The organism is Streptomyces sp. NPDC046859, from assembly GCF_040645135.1.
GTDB lineage: Bacteria > Actinomycetota > Actinomycetes > Streptomycetales > Streptomycetaceae > Streptomyces.
On the sequence record NZ_JBEYXR010000001.1, the window covers coordinates 192,834 to 218,083 of the forward strand.

At 73.1% G+C, this 25,250-nt stretch carries 20 protein-coding genes; 8 read left to right on the forward strand and 12 right to left on the reverse strand.

The features are described from left to right. Nucleotides 1-45 precede the first annotated feature (45 nt). Nucleotides 46-1,026, forward strand: a complete 981-nt coding sequence (speB, locus tag ABZ899_RS00925; RefSeq protein WP_062670203.1) for an agmatinase — start codon at nt 46-48, stop codon at nt 1,024-1,026. After that, nucleotides 1,023-2,714, forward strand: coding sequence for a thiamine pyrophosphate-binding protein (locus ABZ899_RS00930; RefSeq protein ID WP_361338845.1), 1,692 nt, complete (start codon nt 1,023-1,025; stop codon nt 2,712-2,714). The genes speB and ABZ899_RS00930 overlap by 4 nt, the downstream gene beginning before the upstream one ends. A 9-nt stretch (nt 2,715-2,723) precedes the next feature. On the opposite strand, the gene ABZ899_RS00935 is transcribed toward ABZ899_RS00930, so the two are convergent. Further along, a complete protein-coding gene (locus ABZ899_RS00935; protein WP_361338848.1) occupies nt 2,724-3,530 on the reverse strand; it encodes an endonuclease in 807 nt (268 codons plus the stop codon). A gap of 211 nt (nt 3,531-3,741) precedes the next feature. Between ABZ899_RS00935 and ABZ899_RS00940 the strand changes: the two genes are divergently transcribed. The 3 genes from ABZ899_RS00940 (at nt 3,742) to ABZ899_RS00950 (ending at nt 8,921) form a co-directional block, all read left to right on the forward strand. Continuing rightward, nucleotides 3,742-4,620, forward strand: a complete 879-nt coding sequence (locus ABZ899_RS00940; RefSeq protein WP_361338850.1) for a serine hydrolase — start codon at nt 3,742-3,744, stop codon at nt 4,618-4,620. A gap of 100 nt (nt 4,621-4,720) precedes the next feature. Beyond that, nucleotides 4,721-8,437 carry an ABC transporter ATP-binding protein gene (locus ABZ899_RS00945; RefSeq protein WP_361338853.1) on the forward strand — a complete coding sequence of 1,239 codons (3,717 nt, stop codon included), beginning with the start codon at nt 4,721-4,723 and terminating at the stop codon, nt 8,435-8,437. Nucleotides 8,438-8,531: 94 nt separating this feature from the next. Continuing rightward, nucleotides 8,532-8,921, forward strand: coding sequence for a hypothetical protein (locus tag ABZ899_RS00950; RefSeq protein WP_361338856.1), 390 nt, complete (start codon nt 8,532-8,534; stop codon nt 8,919-8,921). Nucleotides 8,922-8,940: 19 nt separating this feature from the next. Here ABZ899_RS00950 and ABZ899_RS00955 read toward each other — a convergent pair whose 3' ends face one another. From ABZ899_RS00955 to ABZ899_RS00975, 5 genes are all read right to left on the reverse strand, one after another. Beyond that, the gene (locus ABZ899_RS00955; RefSeq protein WP_361338859.1) at nt 8,941-9,588 is read right to left on the reverse strand and encodes a hypothetical protein; all 648 of its coding nucleotides are present in this window, start codon (nt 9,586-9,588) and stop codon (nt 8,941-8,943) included. A 128-nt stretch (nt 9,589-9,716) separates the two neighbouring features. Next, on the reverse strand, nt 9,717-11,552 hold the full coding sequence (locus tag ABZ899_RS00960) for a glycoside hydrolase family 3 protein (protein ID WP_361338862.1): 1,836 nt from the start codon (nt 11,550-11,552) through the stop codon (nt 9,717-9,719). Nucleotides 11,553-11,895: 343 nt separating this feature from the next. After that, nucleotides 11,896-13,128 carry an MFS transporter gene (locus ABZ899_RS00965; RefSeq protein ID WP_361338866.1) on the reverse strand — a complete coding sequence of 411 codons (1,233 nt, stop codon included), beginning with the start codon at nt 13,126-13,128 and terminating at the stop codon, nt 11,896-11,898. A 102-nt stretch (nt 13,129-13,230) separates the two neighbouring features. Next, nucleotides 13,231-14,031, reverse strand: a complete 801-nt coding sequence (locus tag ABZ899_RS00970; RefSeq protein ID WP_361338868.1) for a sugar phosphate isomerase/epimerase family protein — start codon at nt 14,029-14,031, stop codon at nt 13,231-13,233. A gap of 59 nt (nt 14,032-14,090) precedes the next feature. Beyond that, complete coding sequence (locus ABZ899_RS00975) at nt 14,091-15,137, reverse strand: LacI family DNA-binding transcriptional regulator (RefSeq protein ID WP_361338871.1); 1,047 nt, start codon at nt 15,135-15,137, stop codon at nt 14,091-14,093. Nucleotides 15,138-15,458: 321 nt separating this feature from the next. Between ABZ899_RS00975 and ABZ899_RS00980 the strand changes: the two genes are divergently transcribed. Genes ABZ899_RS00980 through ABZ899_RS00990 form a run of 3 tightly spaced genes read left to right on the forward strand, consistent with a single transcriptional unit; the run spans nt 15,459 to nt 18,594 of the window. Beyond that, nucleotides 15,459-16,616: a Gfo/Idh/MocA family oxidoreductase gene (locus ABZ899_RS00980; RefSeq protein WP_361338873.1), complete on the forward strand. Its 1,158-nt coding sequence runs from the start codon at nt 15,459-15,461 to the stop codon at nt 16,614-16,616. Next, the gene (locus ABZ899_RS00985) at nt 16,613-17,767 is read left to right on the forward strand and encodes a dihydrodipicolinate synthase family protein (RefSeq protein WP_361338876.1); all 1,155 of its coding nucleotides are present in this window, start codon (nt 16,613-16,615) and stop codon (nt 17,765-17,767) included. Before ABZ899_RS00980 ends, ABZ899_RS00985 begins: the two co-directional genes overlap by 4 nt. Beyond that, complete coding sequence (locus ABZ899_RS00990; protein ID WP_361338879.1) at nt 17,764-18,594, forward strand: sugar phosphate isomerase/epimerase family protein; 831 nt, start codon at nt 17,764-17,766, stop codon at nt 18,592-18,594. The genes ABZ899_RS00985 and ABZ899_RS00990 overlap by 4 nt, the downstream gene beginning before the upstream one ends. Nucleotides 18,595-18,658: 64 nt before the next feature. On the opposite strand, the gene ABZ899_RS00995 is transcribed toward ABZ899_RS00990, so the two are convergent. The 6 genes from ABZ899_RS00995 to ABZ899_RS01020 all read right to left on the reverse strand — a co-directional run bounded on the left by ABZ899_RS00995 (nt 18,659) and on the right by ABZ899_RS01020 (nt 25,168). Then, nucleotides 18,659-19,054, reverse strand: coding sequence for a hypothetical protein (locus ABZ899_RS00995; protein ID WP_361338882.1), 396 nt, complete (start codon nt 19,052-19,054; stop codon nt 18,659-18,661). A 235-nt stretch (nt 19,055-19,289) separates the two neighbouring features. Further along, nucleotides 19,290-19,679 (reverse strand): D-ribose pyranase, encoded by a 390-nt coding sequence (rbsD, locus tag ABZ899_RS01000; protein ID WP_361338885.1) that lies wholly within the window; start codon nt 19,677-19,679, stop codon nt 19,290-19,292. Then, on the reverse strand, nt 19,676-20,578 hold the full coding sequence (locus ABZ899_RS01005) for a ribokinase (RefSeq protein ID WP_361338888.1): 903 nt from the start codon (nt 20,576-20,578) through the stop codon (nt 19,676-19,678). Before ABZ899_RS01005 ends, rbsD begins: the two co-directional genes overlap by 4 nt. Nucleotides 20,579-20,686: 108 nt before the next feature. Then, nucleotides 20,687-22,642 (reverse strand): substrate-binding domain-containing protein, encoded by a 1,956-nt coding sequence (locus ABZ899_RS01010; RefSeq protein WP_361338890.1) that lies wholly within the window; start codon nt 22,640-22,642, stop codon nt 20,687-20,689. Further along, nucleotides 22,632-24,152 carry a sugar ABC transporter ATP-binding protein gene (locus ABZ899_RS01015; RefSeq protein ID WP_361338893.1) on the reverse strand — a complete coding sequence of 507 codons (1,521 nt, stop codon included), beginning with the start codon at nt 24,150-24,152 and terminating at the stop codon, nt 22,632-22,634. Before ABZ899_RS01015 ends, ABZ899_RS01010 begins: the two co-directional genes overlap by 11 nt. Next, complete coding sequence (locus tag ABZ899_RS01020) at nt 24,149-25,168, reverse strand: LacI family DNA-binding transcriptional regulator (RefSeq protein WP_361338895.1); 1,020 nt, start codon at nt 25,166-25,168, stop codon at nt 24,149-24,151. Before ABZ899_RS01020 ends, ABZ899_RS01015 begins: the two co-directional genes overlap by 4 nt. Nucleotides 25,169-25,250 lie beyond the last annotated feature (82 nt).

The window sequence follows — 25,250 nt, forward strand, 5'->3', positions numbered from 1 at the left end:
ATATCCCGCATACGCCATTCCGCGTAGAAAAGAAGGCATTTCCTCATGACCAGCAACGAGACGCCCCGCGGCCCCGTCGACTCCTCCCGCGTCCCGCGGTACGCGGGTCCCGCGACCTTCGCCCGGCTCCCGCGCCTCGACGAGGTCGGCCGCGCCGACGTCGCCGTGGTCGGTGTGCCGTTCGACTCGGGCGTCTCGTACCGGCCGGGCGCCCGCTTCGGCGGCAACGCCATCCGCGAGGCGTCCCGGCTGCTGCGTCCCTACAACCCGGCGCAGGACGCCTCCCCGTTCGCCCTCGCGCAGGTCGCGGACGGCGGCGACATCGCCGTGAACCCGTTCAACATCAACGAGGCCGTCGACACCATCGAGGCCGCCGCCGACGACCTGCTCGGCACCGGCGCCCGTCTGATGACCCTGGGCGGCGACCACACCATCGCCCTGCCGCTGCTGCGCTCGGTGGCGAAGAAGCACGGCCCGGTCGCCCTGCTCCACTTCGACGCGCACCTCGACACGTGGGACACCTACTTCGGCGCCGAGTACACGCACGGCACCCCGTTCCGCCGCGCGGTCGAGGAGGGCATCCTCGACACCTCCGCCCTGTCCCACGTCGGCACCCGCGGCCCGCTCTACGGCAAGCAGGACCTGACCGACGACGAGAAGATGGGCTTCGGCATCGTCACCTCCGCCGACGTCTACCGCCGGGGCGCCGACGAGGTCGCCGACCAGCTCCGCCAGCGCATCGGCGACCGCCCGCTGTACATCTCGATCGACATCGACTGCCTCGACCCGGCCCACGCGCCCGGCACCGGCACCCCCGAGGCCGGCGGCATGACCTCCCGCGAACTGCTGGAGATCCTGCGCGGTCTCGCCTCCTGCAACCTGGTCTCGGCGGACGTCGTCGAGGTGGCGCCCGCGTACGATCACGCGGAGATCACGTCGGTGGCCGCGTCCCACACGGCGTACGAACTGACCACGATCATGTCCCGCCAGATCGCGGCGGCGCGCGAGGAGGACGAGGGCAAGTGACCCACGACCACGACCTGGTACTCCGCCCGACGCAGGAGCAGATCACCGCCGCCCTGAACCCGCCGGCCGGCCGCAACGGCGGGGACCTGGTCGTGGAGACGCTGGCCGGGCTCGGCGCGACGACCGTGTTCGGGCTGCCCGGCCAGCACGCGCTCGGGATGTTCGACGCGCTGCGCCGCAGCGACCTGCGCTACATCGGGCTGCGCGTGGAGAACAACGCCGGGTTCGCCGCCGACGCCTACGGCCGGATCACCGGGGAGGCGGCCCCGCTGCTGCTGTCGACCGGTCCGGGGGCACTGACCTCGCTGGCCGCGCTCCAGGAGGCGGCGGCCGCCTCGGCGCCGGTGCTGGCGATCAGCAGCCAGATCCCGACGGCGGGCCTCGGCGGGGGGCGCCACGGCTATCTGCACGAACTCCCGGACCAGGCGGCCTCGTTCCGGGGTGTCGTGAAGTCGGTCCACACCGTGCGCACCCAGTCCCAGATCCCGTCCGCGATCGAGGCGGCGTGGAAGTCCGCGCTCACCACCCCCCACGGCCCGGTGTGGGTGGAGATCCCGCAGGACGTCCTGCTCGCCGAGACCTCGATCCCGGTCGTCACCGGCGGCGACGCCCTCCCCGAGGACCTGGTGCCGCGCCCGGAGCTGACGGCGGTGGCGGCCCATCTGCTGTCCCACGCCCAGCGCCCGGCGATCATCGCGGGCGGGGGAGTGGTCCGCGCGGACGCCTCCAAGAAGCTGCTCCGGCTGGCGGAGACCCTTCAGGCGCCGGTGGTCACCACCCCCGGCGGCAAGGGCGCGTTCCCCTGGGAGCACCCGCTGTCGCTCCAGTCGTGGATCGAGGACCGGCACACCACCGACTTCCTGGAGGACGCCGACGTCCTGCTGGTGGTCGGCTCAGGGCTCGGTGAACTCTCCTCGAACTACCACACGTTCCGGCCGCGCGGCCGGGTCGTCCAGATCGAGGCCGACCTCGGCAAGCTGGAGTCCAACCACCCCGCGCTGGGCATCCACGCCGACGCCCGGCCGGCGTTGCAGGCGCTGCTGGAGACCGTGTCCCGGCGGCACGACCCGGAGGCCCCCGAGCGGGTGCGCGAGGTGCTCGCGAAGGTGGCCGCCCGGATCGCCGCCCAGGACCTCACCCTGGAGCAGGAGGTGCTGGCGTCCGTGCGCCGGGCCCTGCCCGCCGCCTCCCCGTCCTTCTGGGACATGACGATCCTGGCCTACTGGGCCTGGTCGGCGTTCGACGCCAAGGGCCCCAACCGCATGCACTCCGCCCAGGGTGCCGGCGGCCTCGGCTACGGCTTCCCGGCGGCGCTCGGCGCGGCGGCCGCCGACCCGACCCGCCCGGTGCTCGCGGTGTCCGGCGACGGCGGCGCGCTCTACTCGATCGCCGAGCTCGCCACGGCCCGGCAGTACGGGCTGAACGTCACCTGGCTGATCGTCGACGACGGCGGTTACGGCATCCTGCGCGAGTACATGAACGACGCCTTCGGCGAGGCCACGGCGACCGAACTGACGCGTCCGGACTACGTGGCGCTCGCCGAGTCGTTCGGCGTCCCCGGGGTCAGGACCACGCCCGAGGCCCTGGAGACGGACCTCGCCAAGGCCCTGTCCGAGCCCGGCCCCTCGGTGGTCGTGCTCCCGGCGGTGCTGCGCATGTTCGCGCCCACGCACCTGGGAACGGAGTGATCCGGGGGGCTACCAGATCGACTCGACCCACTCCGGGTGGTCGATGAACGGGTTGCGGTTGCCCTGGTACGACGCGTGGATGACGTCGTTGCGGCGCTTCTCGACGGCGTCCGGCGGGTCCTCGTCGTTCCACTGCTTCAGGACCGACAGACGTCCGTGGTACGGGACGCTGCCGTTGATGGAGTCGTTGGCCTCGAGGTCGGGCCGGCCGTCGTCGCCCTCGTAGCGGACGGCCATGTAGAGGATCATGCGGGCCACGTCGCCCTTGACGGCGTCGCGGGGCTCGAAGGAGTTCGAGTCGGTCAGGCTGCCACCGGAGTTGGTGAAGCCGCTGCCGCCGTTGTCGAAGTCCTTGTTGCCGCGGACGGAGTTGACCTGGACGTCCTCGGCCCGCAGGTGGTGTAGGTCGGTGCCGGGCCCGGCCGAGGTGCCGAAGTCGCCGTGGGACTGGGCCCACACGTGCTCGCGGTTCCAGTTGCCGGTGTTGCCGCCGTTCAGCGACTTGCTGCGGGAGATGCCGCTGTAGAGCAGCTTGACGTTGTTGCTGTTGGCCGGGTCCTGGTCGGTGACCTTCAGGGCGTCCCAGACGGCCGAGTAGGAGAGCTTCGTCTGGTTGCTGATGATCCCGTGGAGGGCGGTCTTCAGGGCGGGGCCGGTCTTGCCGAGCGCGGCGGCGTAGTACGTGTCGTCGTACGCCGTGGTGGTCGCGGCGGCCGGGGCGGCGGTCAGGGCCGGGGCGGTGAGCCCGGCCAGGAGGGCGGCGGTGGTGAGGGCCACGGACGTCCAGCGCCGGGGGCGTGGGGATGTCGCCGGCATGAGGGGTCTCCTCTCGCGTGCCTACGCGGGTTGAGCGAAGGCGGCATCCGGAGCGTGACATGGGCATGAAGGCGTGTCGAGATCCTCTGTGTGTCCATCGGGTGAAGAAGCGCCGCAATGCGGCACAGAAGGAGACGAGTTGCGGCGCTGCGGCGCCAACTCGGTCCCGTCCCCGTACAACCATTCGCGCGTCCTCGTTGGTCAACAAGCCATGACTCACGGGACAGCGAGCGAGAACTCCACGGGCGCGACCAGGCGCGCGCGAGCGGTAGTCGCGGCGGGCCTGGGCGCCGGCCTCGTCATAGCGCCGCTCGCCGCCGCCGCACCGGCCGCCGCGGCGACCCCTGCCGTCGGCTGCACCTCGGCCCAGCCGGGGCTGGCCGACAAGCTGAAGCGGGACATCACCGCCGCCCTGGCCAACCGCACCGGCACCGTCGCGGTCGGCCTGTACGACCGCACCACGAAGACCACCTGCACGCTCCGGGCGACCACCGCCTTCGACTCGGCCAGCGTCGTCAAGGTCACCGTCCTGGCCACGCTGCTGTGGGACGCCAAGAAGCACGACCGGTACCTCACCGACCGCGAGGCGTCCCTCGCCAAGGCCATGATCACCAAGTCGGACAACGCCGCGACCACCACCCTGTGGAAGCAGCTCGGCATGACCAAGATCAAGGGCTTCCTCAGCGCCGCCGGCATGACGATGACCGTCCCCGGCGCGAACGGCTACTGGGGTCTGACCCAGATCAACGTCACCGACGAGCAGAAGCTGCTCAAGCTCGTCACCGCCAGGAACACCGTGCTCAGCGACAACTCCCGCGCCTACATCCTCAAACTGATGGGCCAGGTCGTCTCCTCGCAGCGCTGGGGCACCCCTTACGGCGTGCCGTCCGGCGTCTCCGTGGCCGTCAAGAACGGCTGGCTGCAGCGCGCCATCCACGGCTGGCGCGTGCACAGCGTCGGCGCCTTCAAGGGAGGCGGCCACGACTATGTGATCACGGTGCTCAGCCACGGCAACAGCACCATGAACTACGGCATCGCCACCATCCAGGGCGTCGCCAAGGTCATCCACAGGGACCTCGCGGCGAGCTGACCTCCCCGCCACGCCCCGCCGAATTGTTGCGGCGGGATGAAATCCGAGCTCACGGACGTTGGTGCCTTCCGGCAGACCAGGACGAACGGGAGGCACGGGCGTGGCAGCGCAGCCAGGATGGGCACGACGACTCTGGGGCTACGCCTGGCGCTACCCGAAGGACGTGATCCTCGCCCTCGGCTCCTCCCTCGGCGGCATGGCCGTCATGGCGCTGGTCCCGCTGATCACCAAGGTGATCATCGACGATGTGATCGGCGGCACGCGCAGCATGGCCGTCTGGGCCGGGCTGCTGATCGCCGCCGCCGTCGCCGTCTACGTCCTGACCTTCGTCCGCCGCTACTACGGCGGCCGGGTCGCCCTCGACGTCCAGCACGACCTGCGGACCGACATGTTCCGGACGATCACCCGGCTCGACGGGCGCCGGCAGGACGAGCTGTCCACCGGACAGGTCGTCGGCCGCGCCACCAGCGACCTCCAGCTGATCCAGGGCCTGCTCTTCATGCTCCCGATGACCATCGGGAACTTCATGCTCTTCCTGATCTCCCTGGCCGTCATGGCGTGGCTGTCGCCGCCGCTGACCCTGGTCGCCCTCGCGGTCGCCCCCGCCCTGTGGTGGATCGCGCGGCGCAGCCGCAGCAGGCTGCACCCCTCCACCTGGTACGCCCAGGCCCAGGCCGCGGCCGTCGCGGGCGTGGTCGACGGCGCCGTCAGCGGTGTGCGCGTGGTGAAGGGGTTCGGGCAGGAGGAGCAGGAGACCGGCAAGCTCCGCGAGGTCGGCCGCCGGCTCTACGCCGGGCGGCTGCGCACCGTCCGGTTCAACGCGAAGTACACCCCCGCCCTCCAGGCCGTCCCGGCGCTCGGCCAGGTCGCCATGCTCGCCCTCGGCGGCTGGCTGGCGGTGCGCGGGCACATCACGCTCGGCACCTTCGTCGCCTTCTCCACCTACCTCGCCCAGCTGGTCGGCCCGGTCCGCATGCTCGCCATGGTCCTCACCGTCGCCCAGCAGGCGCGAGCGAGCAGCGAGCGCGTCCTGGAGCTGATCGACACCGAGCCCTCGATCAAGGACGGCGCCAGGGCCCTCCCGGCCGACGCCCCCGCCACGGTCGAGTTCGACGACGTCTCCTTCGGCTACGACGAGGAGCGGCCCGTCCTCGACGGGCTCAGCCTGGAGATCCGCGCCGGCGAGACCCTCGCCGTGGTCGGCGCCTCCGGCTCCGGCAAGTCCACCGTCTCCCTGCTGCTCCCGCGCTTCTACGACGTCACGCGCGGCGCCGTCCTCGTCGGCGGCCACGACGTGCGCGAGCTGACCCTCGACTCGCTGCGGGCCGCGATCGGGCTCGTCCCCGAGGACTCGTTCCTCTTCTCCGACACCGTCCGCGCCAACATCGCCTACGGCCGCCCCGACGCCACCGACGAGCAGATCGAGGCCGCCGCCCGCGCCGCCCAGGCGGACCGCTTCATCGCCGACCTGCCCGAGGGGTACGACACCAAGGTCGGCGAGCACGGCCTGACCCTCTCCGGCGGCCAGCGCCAGCGGATCGCGCTGGCCCGCGCGATCCTCGCCGACCCCCGCCTCCTCGTCCTCGACGACGCCACCTCGGCGGTGGACGCCCGCGTCGAGCACGAGATCCACGAGGCGCTCAAGCACGTCATGGAGGGCCGCACGACCCTCCTCATCGCCCATCGCCGCTCCACCCTCGGCCTCGCCGACCGCATCGCGGTCCTGGACGCCGGCCGGCTCGCCGACATCGGCACCCACGAGGAGCTCCAGGAGCGCTCCGCCCTCTACCGCCGGCTGCTCACCGACCCCGACGAGCTCGGCGGGGTCTCGCCCGGCCACACCCAGCCGCCCTGTCCCCAGGAGGACACCTCCGTCCGGGACGAGCTGGACGCCGAGTTCGACGCCGAGCGCGGGGTCACGCCCCGGCTGTGGACCGGCGACCGCGAGCCCAAGGACCTCGCGCTGGCCCAGTCGCCGGCCACCCCGGAACTGCTCGCCCAGGTCGAGGCCCTGCCCCCGGCGCTCGACACCCCCGACGTCGACGAGGCGAGCGCGGTCCGGCCCGAGCGGTCGTACGGGCTGCGGAGGCTGCTGCGGGGCTTCGGGCGCCCGCTGCTGATCAGCCTCTCCCTGGTCGCCGTCGACGCGGGCATGGGCCTGCTGCTGCCGATCCTGATCCGGCACGGCATCGACTCGGGCGTCGGACAGGCCGCCGTGGGCGCGGTGTGGGCGGCGTCCCTGCTCGGCCTGCTCGCGGTCGGCGTCCAGTGGGCCGCGCAGGTCGGCGAGACCCGGATGACCGGGCGCACCGGCGAGCGGGTGCTGTACGCGCTGCGGCTGAAGATCTTCGCCCAGCTCCAGCGACTCGGCCTGGACTACTACGAGCGCGAGCTGACCGGCCGGATCATGACCCGGATGACGACGGACGTGGACGCGCTGTCCACGTTCCTGCAGACCGGCCTGGTCACCGCGTTCGTCTCGGTCGTCACCTTCTTCGGCATCATGGGCGCCCTGCTGGTGCTCGACGTGCAGCTCGCGTTCGTGGTCTTCGCGACGCTGCCGCCGCTCGTCGTCGCGACCTACTTCTTCCGCCGGGCGAGCGTGAAGGCGTACGAGCTGGCCCGTGAGCGGGTGTCGGTGGTCAACGCCGACCTCCAGGAGTCGGTGGCGGGCCTGCGGATCGTGCAGGCGTTCCGGCGCGAGCGCGACGGCGGCGCCCGGTTCGCCGAGCACAGCGACAGCTACCGCCAGGCCCGGATCCGGGGCCAGTGGCTCATCTCGATCTACTTCCCGTTCGTGCAGTTCCTGGCGTCGGCGGCGGCCGCGGCCGTGCTGATCGTGGGCGGGGTGCGGATCGACACGGCCACCCTGACGACCGGTGCGCTGGTGGCGTACCTGCTCTACATCGACCTGTTCTTCGCGCCGGTCCAGCAGCTCTCCCAGGTCTTCGACGGCTACCAGCAAGCCACGGTCTCGCTCGGCCGTATCCAGGAGCTGCTGCGCGAGCCGACGTCGACGCGGGCCGCCGAGGAGCCGCGCGAGGTGCGGGAGCTGCGGGGCGAGATCGCCTTCGAGGACGTGCACTTCGCCTACGGCGACGACGAGGAGGCGCTGTCCGGCATCGACCTGCGCATCCCCGCCGGGCAGACGGTCGCGTTCGTCGGGGAGACCGGCGCCGGCAAGTCGACCCTGGTGAAGCTGGTCGCCCGGTTCTACGACCCGAGCGCGGGCCGTGTCACCGTCGACGGCACCGACGTGCGGGACCTGGACCTGACGTCGTACCGCCACCGGCTCGGGGTCGTGCCGCAGGAGGCGTACCTCTTCCCCGGCACCGTCCGGGACGCCATCGCCTACGGGCGTCCCGGCGCCACCGACGCCGAGGTCGAGGCGGCCGCGCGGGCGGTGGGCGCGCACGAGATGATCGCGACCCTGGAGGGCGGCTACCTCCACGAGGTCGCCGAGCGCGGCCGCAACCTCTCCGCCGGGCAGCGCCAGCTGATCGCGCTGGCCCGCGCCGAGCTGGTCGACCCCGACGTGCTGCTCCTGGACGAGGCGACGGCCGCCCTCGACCTGGCCACGGAGGCGCAGGTCAACCAGGCCACGGACCGGATCGCGGGCCGTCGTACGACGCTCGTGGTGGCGCACCGGCTGACGACGGCGGCGCGGGCCGACCGGGTGGTGCTCATGGACCACGGCCGGGTCGCCGAGGACGGCACGCACGAGGAACTGCTGGCGCGCGGCGGGCGGTACGCCGAGCTGTGGCGGACCTTCCTCGGGCAGGCCGAGCCGGAGGAACCGGTCGGCGTGGCCAGGTGAGCGCGGCGGCGTGACGGCCGTGCAACCATCCGGCGTACGCCCGGCGTCCGTACACCAGTACGCTCAACGCCGGTGTACGGGGAGGACTTTCGCAGTGGACAAGGGTGGGATACGCCGACGACTGGCCGTCTGCCTGGCGCTGGTGACGGCGTCCGGGCTGCTCGCGATCGCCGTTCCGGCGCAGGCGCACGCCGCGCCGAGCCGCTGCGAGGGGCGCAAGGTCAGGACGTACCCGTTCTCCACCGGGACGCTGTACGTGTACAGGAAGAACGGCTACGTCTGCGCCGTCACGCTGCCGAAGAACCCCGGCCCCAAGCAGCGCATGATGGTCAGCGTGCGGGCCTACCGGGCCAACCCGGTCACGGACGAGGGCCAGTACACCCGCCGGGCCGGACCGGTCACCGTCCACGCCGGGCACCGCTGTGTGTGGGTGAAGGGCAAGGTGGGCCGGGGCTCGGTGAGCAAGGGCTGGATCCTGTGCTGACCCGCGGCGCGACCCGCCGTCACATCCGCCGGGCGCAGCCGACCGGCTTCTCGCCGCCCACCTCCACGTACAGGGCGGTCGACGAGGGGCACTGGGACCGCCTGTCCACGGTCCTCGTCACCTTGTAGCCCGGCTTGTGCTCGCCCTCGCCGTCGCAGGCCGTCTCCCGGACCTGCCCGTCGCCCGAGCCGTAGACGCAGTCGCCGACGATCGTGCGGGGGCCGCCCCCGCCGCCGGGGTCCCCGGGGTGGGGCGGCGTGAGGTTGCGCATGCAGGCGTAGCCCTGGGGAACCGCGCCGTCGCCGTCCTCGTCGGAGGTCCGGTCCTGGGCGCTGATGTGCAGGACGAAGTCCGTGGTCCCCGGGCACGGCGCGCCGTCGCGGACCGTGCCGTCGTGCCGGGCCACGACCCGCGCGGCCGCCCGTTCGCTCGTGCACGGCACCTCGGTGAAACTGGTCCGGCCGAACGAACTGCACTCGTCCACCGCGAGGAACACCGCCCCGTGCCCACCGGGCCCCGGCGCGGTGGCCCGCCCCGCGGACCCGCCCGCGCTCGGGCCCGGCGGGCCGTCCCCGGGGGCTCCCGAGGAACCCTGGCACCCCGTCAGCAGCGCGGCGAGCAGCGCCGGCACCGCCCACACGGCCGTCCCACCCCGTCCTCCACGCATCGCACCCCCCGGTCCAGCGTGACCCGCGACAGCGGGTACACGCCAGACATACGGGGCCCTTTGCGCCGGTCGGTGACGAGTGCGCCCGTTGTGTGGCGTACGGGCGCTACGTCCGATGCGTCAGGAGGTCAGCGGCCGCGGTACGACAGCCCGTGGCCGACCGGGAACAGCACCCGGGCCGGGTCGTCCGCGCGCTGCACCGGCACGGGCAGCCTGCCCTGCGGGGCCACCCGCCCGGCGATCACCCTGGCGGCGGCCCGCAGTTCGACGTCCGTCCAGGCGTAGGCCGCCAGGAAGGCCCGCACGCCGGGCAGACGGGCCACGTCGTAGGGGTTGCGGATGGCGACCGCGACCACCGGCTTCCCTGTGGCGAGAAGCTGTTCGACGAGTGTCTTCTGCGTACTGGACGCCGTGACGTTGTACGTGCCGACCACCACCGCGTCCGCCTCGCGCGCCGCCTCCACGGCCCGGGCGATGGTCACCGAGGACGGCGCCGTGCCGGTCGACAGGGCGGTCGCCGTGAAGCCCAGCTCGGTCAGGGCCCCGGCGAGCACACCGGTCGGCGGGCCCGTCGTGCCGGACGGGGAGGCCGGGTCGGCGCCCACGACCAGCACCCTGCGGTGGGACCGGCGGGACAGCGGCAGCAGCGACCCCTCGTTGACCAGCAGGGTCGTGGTGCGCTCGGCGATGCGGTCGGCGGCCTTCAGGTGGGCCGGCGTGCCCACGGAGAGGTCCACGCCCGACTGGCTGACGTACGGGTCGTCGAACAGCCCGAGCTTCGCCTTCAGGCGCAGGATGCGCAGGATCGATTCGTCGAGCCGTGCCTCGGTCAGCTCGCCGTCCTGCACGGCCTTCAGGACCGCGTTCCACGCCACGTCCAGGTTCGGCGGGTTCAGGAGTTGGTCCACGCCCGCCTTGAGCGCCAGGACCGGGACCCGGTCGTCGCCGTACTTCGTACGGACCCCCTCCATGCCGAGCGAGTCCGTCACCACCAGCCCGTCGTAGCCGAGTTCCCCGCGCAGGATGCCGGTGAGGATCGGGTGGGAGAGGGTGGCGGGGTCGCCGGAGTCGTCGAGGGCCGGGACCATGAGGTGCGCGGTCATGATCGAGTCGATGCCGGCGCGGACGGCGGCCCGGAACGGCGGCGCGTCCAGCTTCTCCCACTGCTCACGGGTGTGGGTGATGACCGGGAAACCGGTGTGGCTGTCGACGGCGGTGTCGCCGTGGCCGGGGAAGTGCTTGGCGGTCGCGGCGACCTGGCGCGCGTGCTGGTACCCGGCGACCTCGGCGGCGACCAGGGCGGCCACCGCGTCCGGCTCGGAGCCGAAGGAGCGCACGCCGATCACCGGGTTCGCCGCGTTGACGTTGACGTCGGCGACGGGGGAGTAGTTCTGCCGGATGCCCAGCGCCCGCAGCTCCTCCCCGGCGAGCCGGCCGAGGGTGCGGGCGTCGGAGCGGGAGCCGCCGGCGCCGACGGCCATGGCGCCCGGGAAGAGCGTGGCGGGCTCCCCGACCCGGCACACGATGCCGTGCTCCTGGTCGGTGGAGATGAGCACGGGCAGCCCGCGCGGCTGGGCGAGCGACGCCTTCTGGATGCCGTTCGACAGACCGGCGATCTGGTGCGGGTCGCGGGTGTTGTGCGCCCAGGTGAAGTAGATGATGCCGCCCACCCGGTACTTCGCGAGCAGTTCGGCGGCCGTGCGCACGCCGATCTCCTGGAGGTTGGCGTCGATGTCCGCCTGGTCCGGGTCGGTCGCGGAGTGGCCGTAGACCCGCATGACGAAGAGCTGGCCGACCTTCTCGGGCAGCGTCATCCGGTCGATGAGGGCGCGCAACTTCCTGTCGTCGGGCGGGGCGGCGTGCGCGGTGCCGCCGAGGGCCAGGGCGCCGGTGAGACCGGCCGTGGCCGCCAGGACCAGGCGTCTTGAAGGCGATGCGGTGCTTCCCGTGCTGGTGTCGGGCACGTGCGCTCCTTCCGGAGGTGGCGCTGTGAAGGAAACTTCCGAGGAGTCACCAATATCCGGGAAGTTTCTGCCAGTCAAGGGAATGGACCGTAACCGAAGAGGGCCGCCATCGGCGCAGTTGGAGGGGGGCGCGCCGATGACGGCGTGCTGCCGGCCGGGGCACGGCTGGAGAGGGTGGTCAGCGATCGCAGCCAGCAGCGAGGCCGACACCGTGCCACGGTGACTCTCCGGCAGCTTGCCCGTTGGACGAGGGGCGACGGGGCTGGGTTCCCCGGAACGGGCGCCGTCGGCGAAGTCGGGACGCCGGTGGCGGGCGGGGCGGACGGGACTGTCGCAACACCCTTTAGTCCTCGGAGAGGGCGCCGTCCCGCAGTTCCGGGGTGCTCGCCCCGACGTACGTCACCGCGAGCACGCACAGCAGGCCGCCGAGGACGAGGGCCGTCGCCCCGTCCGTCCAGCCGGCGACCAGTCCGCCGCGCAGGTTGCCGAGGTGCGGGCCGCCCTGGCCGACGATCTGCTCGGCGGCCGTGACCCGGCCCAGCAGGGCGTCCGGGGTCCGGGTCTGCACGATCGTGACCCGGGAGACCACCGACAGGGAGTCCGCGCCGCCCGCCACCGCCAGCAGCCCGAGTCCCGTCCACGGATTGCTCACCAGGCCGAACAGGGTCAGGGCCACCCCCCAGGTCCCGGCCCCGCACAGCATCACGAGGCCGGGGCGGCCCAGCCGGGTGACCGGGCCCGACACCGCCGTCGCCGTGACACCGCCGACCGCCACGGCCGACATGAAGAGGCCGAGCGTGCGCGGATCGCCGCCGAAGCGCTCCGCGTTGACGAGCGGGAAGAGGCTCACCGGCATCGCCAGCACCGTGGCGGCCAGGTCGGTGATCAGCGCGCCGCGCACCACGCGGTGCCCGGCCAGGAAGCGCAGCCCGTCCAGGACGCCGTGCACCCCCGCCCGCGACGGCTCGCCCTCGGGCGGCAGCGCGGGCAGCCCGAAGGCGCCGTAGAAGGCGAACACGAAGGTCAGGGCGTCGATCAGATAGCAGGCGCCGATGCCGAACCAGCCGAGGCACAGGCCGCCCACCGCCGGGCCCAGCAGCATCATCGACTGGCCGGACACCTGGTTGAGGGCCAGCCCCGCCGCCACCTGCTCCTTCGGCAGCAGCCGCGGCACGAACACCCCCGCCGCCGGGCCGCCGACCGCCCCGAAGCAGGAACCGGCGGCCACGAGCACGAGGACCCCGAGCACCGGGACGTGTCCGGTGAAGCCCTGCACCGCCAGCAGCAGCGCGCAGACCGCCTGGCCGACGGTGGCGGTCAGATAGATCCGGCGCCGGTCGCCCCGGTCCACCCACGATCCCGCGAGCAGCCCCACGACGACCATGGGCACCACCTGCGCGAGACCGACCGCGCCGCTCCAGATGGTGCTGTGCGTCATGTCCCAGACCTGGTAGAGCACGGTCACCATGGTCATGAAGCCGCCGAGCATGGACACCGTCCGCCCGATCAGCAGCCGCCGGAAGACGGGGGAACCGCTCAAGGGCCGTACGTCGATCAGGGCACGCGTGAGGCTCATGACAGCAGGGCTGGGTGACGGGCGGGCTCAGGCACGAGGGGGTACGTTATAGCGCCCCTCGAAGCCCGGCCACCGAATTTCAGGGCCGGTCGCCCCTCGCGCCTACGCGGACTCGTTCAGCAGCCGGGACAGGTGGTCGCGGCCCGTGTCGAGCAGACCCTCCAGCGGCGCGGCGTCCTCGTGCCAGCGCTTCTCGTACTCCCAGCACAGCCAGCCGTCCCAGCCGTGCCGGGACAGGACCTCGACGCACTCGGCGAGCGGCAGCACCCCGGCGCCGAGCGGCAGCGGAGCCGTGTCGTCGGCGGTCGCGATGTCCTTGACCTGGATGTAGCCCAGATGGGGGGCGAGGGCCGCGTAGCTCTCCGCGGGCTGCTCACCGGCCAGCCAGGTGTGCATGACGTCCCACAGCGCGCCGACGTTGCGGTGCCCGACCAGGCCCAGCACCCGCATCGCGTCGGCGGCCGCCCGGTGCGAGTCGTGGGTCTCCAGCAGGACGCGCACCCCGCTGTCGGCGGCGTACTCCGCCGCCGTGCCGAGCCGGCGCGCGGCGATCGCGTCCGTGGCCTCGGGGGCCTGCTCCGGGTCGGCGCCGGGGAGGACCCGCACGTAGGGCGCGCCGATGTCGTGGGCGAGGTCGACGAGCGTGCGCACCTCCTCGATGACCGGCCCGTCGTCCCCGGGCGCCGCGATCCGGGTGTACCCGGCGACGCCCAGCGGTTCCACGCCGGCCGCCTTGAACTCGGCGGCCACGTCCGCCCGTTCGCCGGGCCCGAGGCCCGGATGCACCGGCTCCTCGGGGTGGGCGCGCAGTTCCACGCCGTGGTAGCCGTGCGCGGACGCGAGCCGCAGCACGTCGGGGAGGGGCAGACCGGGGACGCCGAGAGTCGAGAACGCCAGCTTCATGTACCTCACCTTGCCAGGGAAACGAGGTCCACACATCCGGCCGGACACGGGCCGCCGCGTCAGCCCCGCGGCACCCCGGAGGACCCCCGCACCATCAGTTCCCCGCGGATCGTCGCCAGGTCGCCCGGGGGCGGCTCCTCGCGGCCCATGGCGATGCGGCCCGCTCGGGCGCCCGCGTCGGAGAGCGGGAGGCGGACCGTCGTGAGGGAGGGCACGGCGTCGATGCCGAACGGCAGGTCGTCGAAGCCGGCCACCGAGACGTCGTCCGGGATGCGCAGTCCGGAGTCGCGCAGGGCCGCGCAGGCGCCCAGCGCGACGGAGTCGTTCGCGGCGACCACGGCCGTCAGGGACGTGTCGCGGCGCAGCAGTTCCAGCGTCGCCTCGTAGCCGGACCGCCGGTCGTAGCGGCCGTGCACGATCAGGCGGTCGTCCACCGGTATGCCGTGGGCCTCCAGCGCGGCCCGGTGGCCCTCCAGCCGGTGCCGGGTGGTCGTGCGCTCCAGCGGGCCCGCGATGTACCCGAGCCTGCGGTGCCCGAGCCCGATCAGATGCTCGGTCAGCTCACGCGCGCCCCCGCGGTTGTCGAAGGCCAGCGCGATCGCGCCCGTGCCCGGCGCGGGCGGCCGCCCGCACAGCACCACCCGGGTCCCGGCGTCCGACAGCTTGCGCAGCTTCGCCGCGGCGGCCTCCGCGTGCGGCGCGCTCTCCACGGCGCCGCCGGTCAGCACCACCGCGGCCGCCCGCTGCCGCTGCAGCAGGGTGAGGTACGTCAGTTCGCGTTCCGGCGACCCGCCCGTGTTGCAGACGACCGCGAGCCGCTCGCCGCCCGCCCGGCCGCCGGGGCCGCCGATCTCGGACTGGATGGCGCTCGCCATGATCCCGAAGAACGGGTCGGCGATGTCGTTGACGAGGATGCCGACCAGGTCGGAGGTGGCGGCGGCCAGCGAGCTGGCGGGGCCGTTCAGCACGTAGTCCAGCTCGTCCACCGCGCGCAGCACCCGCTCCCGGGTGGAGGCGGCGACGGGATAGTTGCCGTTCAGCACGCGCGACACCGTCGCGGGCGAGACCTGGGCGCGGGCCGCCACGTCCGCCAGGGTCACCGTCATCTCGTCGTCCTCCGGTCGCGCATGTCGTGGAACCCCCCGGGCCGCCCGTGCTCGGGCCGCCACCTCGTAGACAGGCCGTGAGTGGCCGCGGTTCCGTGTATGTCGAGCAGACCTTAAGGCCAACCACCCCGGTTGTTCGTCCCCTCGAACAACTCGACCCCGTCACGGTCTTGTCTCCACCCCTGCTCGGAGGTAGCTTCACCAGCGCGTAGAAAGCGCTTGCCGTGACGCTGGGCGAGGGAGGGGGTACGCGGCGTTCGCGCGCACCTGTGCGACGACCGCGCGCGAACGCCGCGCACGGCACCTACGGAGGGCAACGACGTGACACGCAAGACGGTGCGTATCGCCATGAACGGTGTGACCGGGCGCATGGGTCACCGCCAGCACCTGGTCCGCTCGATCCTGGCCCTGCGCGAACAGGGCGGCCTCGATCTGGGCGACGGCACCCTGCTGTGGCCGGAACCGGTCCTGGTCGGCCGCCGCGAGCACGCCCTGAAGGCCCTCGCCGACCGGTACGGACTGGACCCGACGCACATCTCCGCCGATCTCGACGCGGTCCTCGCCGACCCCACCGTCGACATCTACTTCGACGCCCAGGTGACCTCCGCCCGCGAGGAGGCCCTGCGCAAGGCGATCGCCGCGGGCAAGCACGTCTACACCGAGAAGCCGACGGCCACCGGGCTGGCGGGCGCCCTGGAACTCGCCCGGCTCGCGACCGCCGCCGGCGTCAAGCACGGCGTCGTCCAGGACAAGCTCTTCCTGCCGGGCCTGCGCAAGCTCAAGCGCCTGATCGACGGCGGCTTCTTCGGCCGGGTCCTGTCCGTGCGCGGCGAGTTCGGCTACTGGGTCTTCGAGGGCGACTGGCAGGAGGCCCAGCGCCCGTCGTGGAACTACCGCGCCGAGGACGGCGGCGGCATCGTCGTCGACATGTTCCCGCACTGGGAGTACGTGCTGCACGAGCTGTTCGGCCGGATCACGAGCGTCCAGGCCCTCGCCACCACCCACGTCCCGCGGCGCTGGGACGAGAACGGCGAGCCGTACGACGCCACCGCCGACGACGCGGCCTACGGCCTCTTCGAACTCGAGGGCGGCGTCGTCGCGCAGATCAACTCCAGCTGGGCCGTGCGCGTCGACCGCGACGAACTCGTCGAGTTCCAGGTCGACGGCACCGAGGGCTCGGCCGTCGCCGGACTGCGCCGCTGCCGTGTCCAGCACCGCGGCACCACCCCCAAGCCGGTCTGGAACCCCGACGTCCCGGCCACGTACTCCTTCCGCGACCAGTGGCAGGAGGTCCCCGACAACGAGGAGTTCGACAACGGCTTCAAGGCCCAGTGGGAGCTGTTCCTGCGGCACGTCCACGCCGGCGCCCCCTACCACCGGGACCTCCTCGCCGGAGCCCGCGGCGTCCAGCTCGCCGAACTGGGCCTGAGGTCCTCGGCCGAGGGCCGCCGCCTCGACGTACCGGAGATCACGCCGTGACCATCCACCTGCCCGACGCGCACGGTGCCCCCCGCGCCTACGAACCCCGCACCGAGCCCCTGGCCCCCGCCTCGGGCGCCCCCCTCACCTCCCGCACGGTCTTCGCCGCGGCCCACGTCGTCGCCGACCCGTACGCCGACGTCACCCCCGACTCCCCGGCCGCCGTCGACTGGGACGCCACCCTCGCCTTCCGCCGGCACCTGTGGTCCCATGGCCTCGGCGTCGCCGAGGCCATGGACACCGCCCAGCGCGGGATGGGCCTGGACTGGGCGGGCGCGGCCGAACTCATCCGCCGCAGCGCTGCCGAGGCCCGGGCGGTCGGCGGCCGTATCGCCTGCGGGGCGGGCACCGACCAGCTCACCGGCCCGGCCTCCCTGGCCCAGGTCCGCGCCGCGTACGAGGAACAGCTCGCGCTCGTGGAGGACAGCGGGGCCCAGGCGATCCTCATGGCCTCCCGCGCCCTCGCCGCCACCGCGACGGGCCCCGAGGACTATCTGCGGGTCTACGGCCACCTGCTCCGCCAGGCCGCCGACCCGGTGATCCTGCACTGGCTCGGCCCGATGTTCGACCCGGCGCTGGAGGGCTACTGGGGCTCGCCCGGCCTCGACGCGGCCACGGACACCTTCCTCCAGGTCATCGCCGCCCACCCCGGCAAGGTCGACGGCGTCAAGGTCTCACTGCTGGACGCCCGGCGCGAGGTCGGGCTGCGCCGCCGGCTCCCGAAGGGCGTGCGCTGCTACACCGGCGACGACTTCCACTATCCCGAGCTGATCGCGGGCGACGAGCACGGCTTCAGCCACGCCCTGCTCGGCGTCTTCGACCCCCTCGGCCCGCTGGCCGCCCGAGCGGTCCGCGTTCTCGACACCGGCGACACGGACGGCTTCCGCGCCCTCCTCGACCCGACCGTCGAGCTGTCCCGCCACCTCTTCCAGGCGCCCACCCGCTTCTACAAGACCGGCGTGGTGTTCCTGGCCTGGCTGGCCGGCCACCAGACGCACTTCACGATGGTCGGCGGCCTGCAGTCCGCCCGCTCCCTGCCCCACCTCGCCCGCGCCTACGAACTCGCCGACCGGCTCGGGCTGTTCCCCGACCCGAAGCGGGCCGAGGAACGGATGAGGACCCTGCTGTCCCTGTACGGAGTGCCCGCGTGAGCGACCTCGCCCGCTTCAGCGTCAACCAGATGACCGTCAAGCAGCTCCCGCTCCCCGAACTGGTCGCCGCCTGCCGCGAGCTCGGCGTCCCGGCCGTCGGCCTGTGGCGCGAACCGGTCCAGGAGTACGGCGTGGAGGCGGCCGCCCGGCTCGTCCGGGACGCCGGCCTGACGGTCACCACCCTGTGCCGGGGAGGCTTCCTCACCGCGATCGACCCGGCCGAGCGCGCTCGGGCCCTGGACGACAACCGGCGGGCCGTCGACGAGGCGGCCACCCTGGGCACGGACGTCCTGGTGCTGGTCTCCGGCGGCCTGCCCGCCGGCTCCCGGGACCTGCGGGGGGCGCGGGAGCGGATCGCCGACGCCCTGGGCGAGCTCGGGCCGTACGCCGAGGCGCGCGGCGTGCAACTGGCCGTCGAGCCGCTGCACCCGATGTTCGCCGCCGACCGCTGTGTCGTGTCGACCCTGGCCCAGGCGCTGGACCTCGCGGAACGCTTCCCGGCCCGGCAGGTCGGAGTCACCGTGGACACGTACCACATCTGGTGGGACGAGGACGCGCCCGCGCAGATCGCCCGGGCGGGCGCGAGCGGCCGGATCCACACCTTCCAGCTCGCCGACTGGATCACCCCGCTGCCCGCCGGCGTCCTGAACGGCCGGGGCCAGCTCGGCGACGGCTCGGTCGACCTGCGCCACTGGCGGGACCTCGTGGAGGCGGCCGGCTACACCGGGCCCATCGAGGTGGAGCTGTTCAACGACGCCCTGTGGGCACGCGACGGCCGGGAGGTGCTGGCGGAGACCGTCGCACGCTTCACCCGGCACGCCGTCTGACGCATACGCCCGCGCGGCGTCGCGGCCCAGGTGTATTGATCACGAGCGTTGTCAACGCTCGTGATCAATACACCTGGCGCCCGGTCGCCCGCCGTTCCAATACGGTCAGGACCGCCGGGACCAGCACGCCCACCGTCCGGGCCATGGCCGGCCGGGGCAGCCCGGTCCTGGCGGCCACGTCGGTGGTCAGCGGGTCCGCCTCCTCGGCGAGCAGGCGGGCCATCAGACCGCCGGTCGCGGGACCGCCCACGGTGGGCACACCGGTCAGCGGGGCGCCGGGCGGGGTGGCGACCATCTCCGCCTCCCCGGACAGCGCCGTCACGGTCGTGCAGATCACCTGCCGCGCCCCGGCCTCGTCCGTGCCCAGCAGCCGGGCGATGTCCCCGACCGCCTCGTCACCGAGTTCGTCGAGCACGTCGTCCTGGAAGGCCACGAGGGGAATCTCGTCCAGCTCCTGCATAACTGAAACGCTACGTCCGCACCGGTGGAACGGCACGCCGAGGGCGGGCCGGAGGACCGCGGAAAAAAATCCGGCGAAGCGTGCAACCCTCCCCGCACCTCGCGGGTCGTACTTGGCGTCAGGACCTTTGGAGGGGGATCTGGGGGGATCGCGGGGGTTCTGACGGGAGGGGACGCGAGGGGCCCGGTCGACGGACCGGGCCCCTCGAAACGTCGTCACGGCCGGGGGGGACCGGTCAGAAGAAGACGCCGCAGCGCAGCAGCACGTTCGCGTACGGCCGGGCCTCACCGGTGCGCACCACCAGCCGCGCCCCGGCCGACAGCTCCTTGAGCCGCTCGTGCGGCACCAGCTCCAGGGCGGGGCACGTCTGCGCGAGCAGCGAGGCCGCCTCGGGGTTCGCGTCCCGCACCTCGGCCGCCGCCGTCGCGCCCTCCACCACCAGCTCGGCCAGCAGCCCGTCCAGCACCTCGGCGAACGACGGCACCCCGGCCCGGAACGCCAGGTCCACGACCCGCGGCCCCGCCGGGATCGGCATCCCCACGTCACACACCAGGACGCCGTCGCCGTGGCCCAGCTCGGCCAGCGCGCCGGACAGCCCCCGGTTCAGGATTCCGGCCCGCTTCACAGCGCCTCGGCCTCCGCCGCCGTCGGGAACGACACCTGAGCACCCTCCCGCGTCACCGCCACCGCACCGACCCGGGCCGCGTACGCCGCCGCCTCGGCCAGGGTGGCGCCGGCACCCAGCCGCCAGGCCAGCGCCGCCGTGAACGCGTCGCCCGCACCGGTGGTGTCCACGGCCTCCACCTTCACCGCCGGGACCCGCGTGACCCCCTCCGAGGAGGCCACCAGGGCGCCCTCGGCGCCGAGCGTCACGACCACCGAGCGGGGCCCCTTGGCGAGCAGGATCCGCGCCCAGTCCTCGGGGGAGTCGCCGACCGCCGCGTCACCGAGGACGACCCGCGCCTCGTGCTCGTTGACGATGAGCGGGTCGCAGGCCGCCAGGACGTCGGCCGGCAGCGGCCGCGGCGGCGACGGGTTGAGCACGAAGCGGCTGCCGTCCGCCAGGTTGCGCACGACCTCCGCGACCGTCTCCAGCGGGATCTCCAGCTGCGTCGAGACGACGCGGGACGCCTGGAACAGGCTCGCGGCGGCCCGTACGTCGGCCGGGGTGAGCCGGCCGTTGGCGCCGGGGGAGACCACGATGCTGTTGTCGCCGGACGGGTCCACGGTGATCAGCGCGACCCCGGTCGGCGCTCCGCCGACCAGCACGCCCACCGTGTCCACGCCGGCCGCGTGCTGCGAGTCCAGCAGCAGCCGGCCGTAGGCGTCGTCGCCGACCCGCGCGAGCAGGGCCGTGCGCGCGCCGAGCCGGGCCGCCGCGACGGCCTGGTTGGCGCCCTTGCCGCCCGGGTGGACGGCCAGATCGGAGCCGAGCACGGTCTCGCCGGCGCCCGGCCGGCGCTCGACACCGATCACCAGGTCGGCGTTGGCCGACCCCACGACCAGCAGGTCGTAGTCGTACATGAGGTTGCTCCCCTGAATCCGGTCCCCGTGATGACGCCTGGACGGGCGGCCGCCACCGGAACCCATGCTCCGGCAACGACCGCCCACCCGTGGGCCGTTCGGCCGATGTCAGCCCTTGAAACCGGCCACGTTCTGCTTCGTGACCACCTTCACCGGCACCTTCACCGTCTGCTCGACCTTCTTGCCGTCGAGGGCCTTGAGGGCGTTGTCCACGGCGATCTTGCCGAGCTGGGACGGCTGCTGGGCGACGGACGCGTACAGCGAGCCGCCCTCCACCGCCTTCAGGCCGTCGGGCGTGCCGTCGAAGCCGACCACGGACACGGACGTCCCGGCCTTCGACCCCAGCGCCTTGATGGCGCCGAGGGCCATCTCGTCGTTGGCGGCGATGACGCCCTGGACGTCCGGGTGGGCCTGGAGCAGGTTCGACATGACGTCGAGGCCCTTGGTGCGGTCGAAGTCGGCGGGCTGCTGGGCGACCACGTCGATGCCCGGGAACGCCTTGAGGCCGTCGGCGAAGCCCTGCGCCCGCTCACGGGCGGCCGAGGTGCCGGCCTGGCCCTGCAGGATCACGATCTTCCCCTTGCCGCCCAGCTTCTCGGCGATCGACTTGGCGGCCAGCTCACCGCCCGCCACGTTGTCGGAGGCGACCAGGGTGGCGGTCTTCGCGTCGTTGACCCCTCGGTCGACGGCGACGACCGGGATGCCGGCCTTGTCGGCGGCCTTCACGGAGTTGCTCGCGGCGTCCGAGTCCACCGGGTTGACGACGATCGCGCCGACACCGGAACTGGTGAAGTTCTGCAGCTGGTTGGCCTGCTGCGAGGCGTCGTTCTGGGCGTCCGTCACCGTCAGGTCCACGCCCAGCTTCCTCGCCTCGGCCTGGGCGCCCGCGCGGATCTGCACGAAGAAGGGGTTGTTGAGCGTCGACAGCGACAGCCCGACCCTGCGGTTCGACGACCCGTTCGCGTTGTCGTGCAGGAACGAGGTCGCGCCGACGATCGCCACGGTCACGACGGCCGCGAGCGCGTACGTCCCCGCCTGCCTGCCCCTGCCGCCGCCCGGACCGGTGCCCGCGGCGAGCGGCGTGGCGCCCGCCTTGCGGCGCAGCGTGTCGAAGAGGACGGCCAGCGCGATCACGACGCCGATGACGACCTGCTGCCAGAACGCGGAGACGTTCAGCAGGTTCAGGCCGTTGCGCAGCACCGCGAGGATGAGCGCGCCGATCAGCGTGCCGGACGCCTTGCCGGTGCCGCCCGCGAGGGAGGCGCCGCCGATGACGACCGCGGCGATCGCGTCCAGCTCGTAGCCGTCGGCGGCCTGCGGCTGGGCGGAGGACAGCCGGGAGGCGAGCACGACACCCGCGACGGCGGCGAACACACCGGACAGCGCGTAGATGGCGAGCTTCTGCCGCTTCACCCGCAGCCCGGACAGCCGGGCCGCCTCCTCGTTGCCGCCGATCGCGTACATCGACCGGCCGATGTAGGTGCGGCCGAGCACGAACGCGGCGATCAGGCCCATCACGATCATCACCAGGACCGGCACCGGCAGCCAGCCGCCGAGCGTGTCACCGAGGTGCGACACCGAGTCCGGGAACGGGATCGGCGAGCCCTCGGAGATCACCAGTGACAGACCGCGGGCCACCGACAGCATCGCGAGCGTCGCGATGAACGGCGGGAGCTTGCCGTAGGCGATGAGGAAGCCGTTGACGAGTCCGGCCGCGACACCCGTCGCCACCGCCAGCAGCACCGCTATGACGACCGGCACCCCGTGCGAGGTCGCCGACCAGGCCAGCACGGTGGCCGACAGCGCCGCCACCGAACCCACCGACAGGTCGATGCCCGCCGAGACGATGACGAAGGTGACGCCGAAGGCGAGGACGGCGGTCACCGCCGCCTGCACGCCGACGTTGAGCAGGTTGTCGGTGGTCAGGAAGTCGCCCGACAGCGCCGACATGGCGATCACCAGGACGATCAGCGCGGTGAGGGCGCCGTTGTCGAGGAGCAGGCGGCGCAGCCCGCCGGTCGCGCCACCGGCGCCCGGGTTCCTCTTGAGCGTGTCAGTGGCCACGAGCGGCCTCCTTGTCGGTCGTGGGGTTGCTGACGGCGAGTGCCATCACGGAGTCCTGGGTGGCCTCGTCGGCGGACAGTTCGCCCGCGATCCGGCCCTGGGCCATCACCAGCACCCGGTCGCTCATGCCGAGCACCTCCGGGAGATCGCTGGAGATCATGAGGACGGCGGCGCCGTTCGCGGTCAGTTCGTTGATGAGCTGGTAGATCTCGACCTTGGCGCCGACGTCGATCCCGCGCGTGGGCTCGTCGAGGATCAGCACCCTGGTGTCGGCGAGCAGCCACTTGCCGATGACGACCTTCTGCTGGTTGCCGCCGGAGAGCGTGCGCACGTGCTGGCCGAGCCCGGCCATCCGCACGCCCAGCTGCTTCGCGATCCGCGCGGCCGCCTCCTGCTGGCCCTTGCGGTCGACGAGCCCCGCGCGCGTGGCGGCCCGCAGGGTGACCAGGCCGAGGTTCTCCTCCACCGACTGGTCGAGGACCAGCCCCTGGCCCTTGCGGTCCTCGGGGACGAGCCCGATGCCGGCCGCCATGGCGGCGTTCACGTCGTGCCCCTTCAGTGAGGCGCCGTCGACCTTCACGGCGCCCTTGTCGTACGGGTCCGCCCCGAACACCGCCCGGACGACCTCGGTACGGCCCGCGCCGACCAGCCCGGCGATGCCGACCACCTCACCGGCGCGCACCTCGAAGCCGACGTCGTGGAAGACGCCGTCGCGGGTGAGGCCCTCGACGGTGAGCAGCGCCGGGCCCGCGTCGGCCCGTTCGCGCGGGTACTGCTGCTCGATTGAGCGGCCCACCATCAGCCGGACCAGCTCGTCCTCGGGCGTGGACGCGGGGACCTGCCCGACGCTCCTGCCGTCCCGTATGACGGTGACCCGGTCGCCGAGCGCGGCGATCTCCTCCAGGTGGTGGGTGATGAAGACGATCCCGACGCCGTCCTCGCGCAGCCGCCGCACGATCCCGAACAGCGTCTCGACCTCATCGGAGGTGAGCACGGCGGTCGGCTCGTCCATGATGAGCACCCGCGCGTCCAGGCTGAGCGCCTTGGCGATCTCGACCATCTGGAGCCGGGCGATGCCCAGTTCACGCACCCGCGTGCGGGGCGGGACACTGAGCCCGACCCGCTTCAGCAGGACCTCGGCGTCGGCTTCCATCCGGGCCCGGTCGATCATCCCGAACCGGCGCGGCTGCCGCCCCAGGAAGATGTTCTCGGCGACCGTGAGGTCCGGGACCAGGTTGAACTCCTGGTAGATCGTGGCGATCCCGAGGCGCTCGGAGTCCTGCGCCCCGTGGATGCGCACCTCCTCGCCGCCGACCAGGATGCGCCCGCCGTCCGGCGTGTACGCGCCGGAGAGCATCTTGATGAGGGTGCTCTTCCCGGCGCCGTTCTCACCGAGCAGCACATGGACCTCGCCCCGGCGCAGGTCGAAGTCGACGCCGTCCAGCGCGACCACGCCCGGGAAGGCCTTCCGGATGCCCTCGATGCGCAGCAGTTCGTCCGGATCGCTCACGACGTGCTCCTTTGCACTGCGGTGGGGGGCGCGCCGCACGAGCGGCGCACCACGAGACGGGCGGGCAGGGTGACGGACTCGCCGGTCCGCCCCTCGACGCGGTCGACCAGGGCCCGTACGGCGGCCCGGCCCAGCTCGCCGGTCGGCTGGGCGATGGCGGTGATCGGCGGGTCGGTGTGCACGAACCACCGGATGTCGTCGAACGCGGCGAGCGCGATGTCGTCCGGCACGCGAAGGCCCCGCGCGCGGACGGCGTCCAGCGCGCCCAGCACCATCAGGTTGTCGGCGGCGAAGACGACCTCGGGCGGCTCGGGCAGGTCGAGGAAGCCCTCGGTGACCCGGCGCCCGCTCTCGGCCTGGAAGTCGCCCTGCCCCGTGTAGGCGGCGGGGAGTTCGAGCCCGTGGGCGGCGAGCGCCTCCCGGAAGGCGTCCACGCGTTCGCGGCCCGTCGTGGTGGCCGCGGGCCCCGCGATGATCGCGAGCCGGCGGTGCCCGAGCGCGTGCAGATGGGCCACGAGGTCCCGCACGGCGGCCCGTCCGTCGGCGCGCACGACCGGCACGTCCACCCCGGGGATCCAGCGGTCCACGAACACCATCGGCGTCCCCGCGCGCGCGGCGTCCAGCATCAGCGGGGAGCCGCCGTCGGTGGGGGAGACCAGGAGCCCGTCGATACGGCGGTCCAGCAGGGTCCGTACGTGGTGGTCCTGGAGGTCGGGGCGCTCGTCGGCGTTGCCGATGATCACGCTGTACCCGAGCCTGCGGGCCTCCTCCTCGACGGAGCGGGCGAGCTCGGTGAAGTAGGGGTTCAGCACATCGCTGATGACCAGGCCGAGCGTGCGGGTCTGGTCGGTGCGCAGAGAGCGGGCGACGGCGTTCGGGCGGTAGCCCAGGGCCGTCACGGCGGCCGTCACGCGCCGGCGGGCGTCCTCGCTGACCGAAGGATGCCCGTTCAGGACGCGCGACACCGTGGCGACGGAGACGCCTGCCTCGGCGGCGACGTCCTTGATGCTCGCCATGACCGTTCCACCTCCTCGTGGAATCGATTACACGGAGGATTGGAAACGATTACACGAGCGGAGGCAAGAGGCTGCGGGTGGC

Excerpts from the sequence above, each read along its gene's own strand:
- ABZ899_RS00970 (WP_361338868.1), bottom strand. The coding sequence starts at position 14,031 with ATGAAGCTGGCGTTCTCGACTCTCGGCGTCCCCGGTCTGCCCCTCCCC.
- ABZ899_RS01005 (WP_361338888.1), bottom strand. The coding sequence starts at position 20,578 with ATGTACGACTACGACCTGCTGGTCGTGGGGTCGGCCAACGCCGACCTG.
- ABZ899_RS00935 (WP_361338848.1), bottom strand. The coding sequence starts at position 3,530 with ATGCCGGCGACATCCCCACGCCCCCGGCGCTGGACGTCCGTGGCCCTC.
- ABZ899_RS00955 (WP_361338859.1), bottom strand. The coding sequence starts at position 9,588 with ATGCGTGGAGGACGGGGTGGGACGGCCGTGTGGGCGGTGCCGGCGCTG.
- ABZ899_RS00975 (WP_361338871.1), bottom strand. The coding sequence starts at position 15,137 with ATGACGGTGACCCTGGCGGACGTGGCGGCCCGCGCCCAGGTCTCGCCC.
- ABZ899_RS00940 (WP_361338850.1), top strand. The coding sequence starts at position 3,742 with ATGACTCACGGGACAGCGAGCGAGAACTCCACGGGCGCGACCAGGCGC.
- ABZ899_RS00995 (WP_361338882.1), bottom strand. The coding sequence starts at position 19,054 with ATGCAGGAGCTGGACGAGATTCCCCTCGTGGCCTTCCAGGACGACGTG.
- ABZ899_RS00965 (WP_361338866.1), bottom strand. The coding sequence starts at position 13,128 with ATGAGCCTCACGCGTGCCCTGATCGACGTACGGCCCTTGAGCGGTTCC.
- ABZ899_RS01020 (WP_361338895.1), bottom strand. The coding sequence starts at position 25,168 with ATGGCGAGCATCAAGGACGTCGCCGCCGAGGCAGGCGTCTCCGTCGCC.
- speB (WP_062670203.1), top strand. The coding sequence starts at position 46 with ATGACCAGCAACGAGACGCCCCGCGGCCCCGTCGACTCCTCCCGCGTC.